Below are 1,901 nucleotides of genomic sequence, written 5' to 3'. Positions count from 1 at the left end.
TGACGAGCTAGCGCGCATCGCCGGCCAGCCGGGCTCCTACGGGGCAGCGGTGTTGGTCAGAGGGTGGCGATCAGGGCGGGCCCAAATGCTTCTTTCAAGAAGACCGGGGCGATATACCGCTCGTAATGCGCCTCGGACAGCAGGAAAAACTCGCGGTCAATCGCATCGCGCAAATCCGCCAGGCTGCGCTCGCGAAACTCCGGCAGCAACGCCAGGCCATACGCATCCAGCTTGGAGATCACCCGCGCACCCCGCGCAATCAGCTGGTAGGCCCAGCAATACGGCGATTGGTGCGGCATGAAGCGAATCTTGCGGTCTTCCAGCTGCTGGCGCAGGCGCTGCGGGTCAAGCACTTCGAGCTTGCTGGCCATCACCTGCACCAACAGTTGTTCCAGGCGCAGCCACACCGCCTGCTTTTCATCGGCGTTGTAGCCATTCCACTGGATGACTTCATGGTGATAACGCTTGCACCCCCGGCAGACCAGGTCACCGTAGACGGTGGAGCACAGGCCGACGCAGGGCGTCTTGATGGTTTGATTGGGCATAAATAGCGACTGCTTTTCTAATCAAGAAAACGTGGGCTCATTTTCAATCTGGTGATGAAAGTGTTAGCGCGTTTTGTCGGTTTTTCTTTGTGGCTGAGCGGGCAAAGATGGGCGCATTCCACACCGAGTACCGATCATGAAACCCACCCTCAAACCCCTGGGATACTGGCTCTGCGCAGTGATGATTGCCGTTGCGAGCAGCGTCTCCGCAAGTCCGCCCTCTAACGGAGCTACCGTCATGAACAAACCGCTGGTATCGATCGCAGTCCTCAAGGCCAAGCCAGGCAAACAACAGGCGCTCAAGGAAGGCTTGTTGGCGCTGGTGCAGCCTACGCGCACAGAACCCGGCAACCTTGACTATGTGCTGTATGAACTGCGGGACGAACCCGGCACGTTCTACATGCGTGAAGCGTTCAAGGACCAGGCGGCACTCGATGCGCATTTTGCGACGCCATACTTTCAGCGGTTTGCCGCGACGGCGGATGAGCTGCTCAGCGAGCCGTTGAAGTTGATCTTCCTGGAACAGGTTTCCAACTGAGGAGCGATGGCCGTATTCAGGGCGCTATCGCCGGCTTGCCGGCGATAGCGTCTACAAGATCAATCAATCCCAGCTCAACGCACCGCCAGTCTGGTACTCGATCACACGGGTCTCGAAGAAGTTCTTCTCTTTCTTCAAGTCCATGATCTCGCTCATCCACGGGAACGGGTTGGTTGTTCCTGGATACTCTTCCTTCAAGCCAATCTGCGACAGGCGACGGTTGGCGATGAACTTGAGGTAGTCCTCCATCATCGCCGCGTTCATGCCCAACACGCCGCGCGGCATGGTGTCACGCGCGTATTCGATTTCCAGCTGAGTCCCTTGCAGGATCATCTGGGTCGCTTCTTCCTTCATCTCGGCATCCCACAAGTGTGGGTTTTCGATTTTGATCTGGTTGATCACGTCGATACCGAAGTTCAGGTGCATCGACTCGTCACGCAGGATGTACTGGAACTGCTCGGCGACGCCGGTCATTTTGTTGCGGCGGCCCATCGACAGGATCTGGGTGAAGCCGCAGTAGAAGAAGATGCCTTCCAGGACGCAGTAGTAGGCGACCAGGTTGCGCAGCAGCTCCTTGTCAGTCTCGACGGTGCCGGTTTCGAACTTCGGATCGGAGATCGAACGGGTGTATTTCAGGCCCCAGGCGGCTTTTTTCGCGACCGATGGGATCTCGTGGTACATGTTGAAGATCTCGCCTTCATCCATGGCCAGCGATTCGATGCAGTACTGGTAGGCGTGGGTGTGGATCGCTTCTTCGAAGGCCTGGCGCAGGATGTACTGGCGGCACTCCGGGTTGGTGATCAGGCGGTACACGGCCA

The 1,901-nt window shown here is 57.8% G+C and carries 3 protein-coding genes; 1 reads left to right on the top strand and 2 read right to left on the bottom strand.

All coding sequences use genetic code 11. The features are described 5' to 3' along the window. Positions 1-56: 56 nt before the first annotated feature. On the bottom strand, positions 57-545 hold the full coding sequence (locus tag QMX97_RS31970; protein WP_106804105.1) for a DUF1289 domain-containing protein: 489 nt from the start codon (positions 543-545) through the stop codon (positions 57-59). Between the two features lie 238 nt (positions 546-783). Between QMX97_RS31970 and QMX97_RS31965 the strand changes: the two genes are divergently transcribed. Further along, positions 784-1,083 carry a putative quinol monooxygenase gene (locus QMX97_RS31965; RefSeq protein WP_106804104.1) on the top strand — a complete coding sequence of 100 codons (300 nt, stop codon included), beginning with the start codon at positions 784-786 and terminating at the stop codon, positions 1,081-1,083. A gap of 63 nt (positions 1,084-1,146) precedes the next feature. On the opposite strand, the gene QMX97_RS31960 is transcribed toward QMX97_RS31965, so the two are convergent. Then, positions 1,147-1,901, bottom strand: a 755-nt coding sequence (locus QMX97_RS31960; RefSeq protein ID WP_282398185.1) for a ribonucleotide-diphosphate reductase subunit beta, incomplete at its 5' end; no start/stop codon positions are given.

It is taken from the genome of Pseudomonas sp. PS01298 (assembly GCF_029959745.1).
Lineage (GTDB): Bacteria > Pseudomonadota > Gammaproteobacteria > Pseudomonadales > Pseudomonadaceae > Aquipseudomonas > Aquipseudomonas aylmerensis.
Note: the sequence above shows the minus strand (reverse complement) of the source record. Positions and strands in the feature narration are given on the sequence as shown.

Bases quoted from the DNA above. Each gene is read 5' to 3' on its own strand.
- QMX97_RS31970 (WP_106804105.1), bottom strand. From the start codon at position 545: ATGCCCAATCAAACCATCAAGACGCCCTGCGTCGGCCTGTGCTCCACC.
- QMX97_RS31965 (WP_106804104.1), top strand. From the start codon at position 784: ATGAACAAACCGCTGGTATCGATCGCAGTCCTCAAGGCCAAGCCAGGC.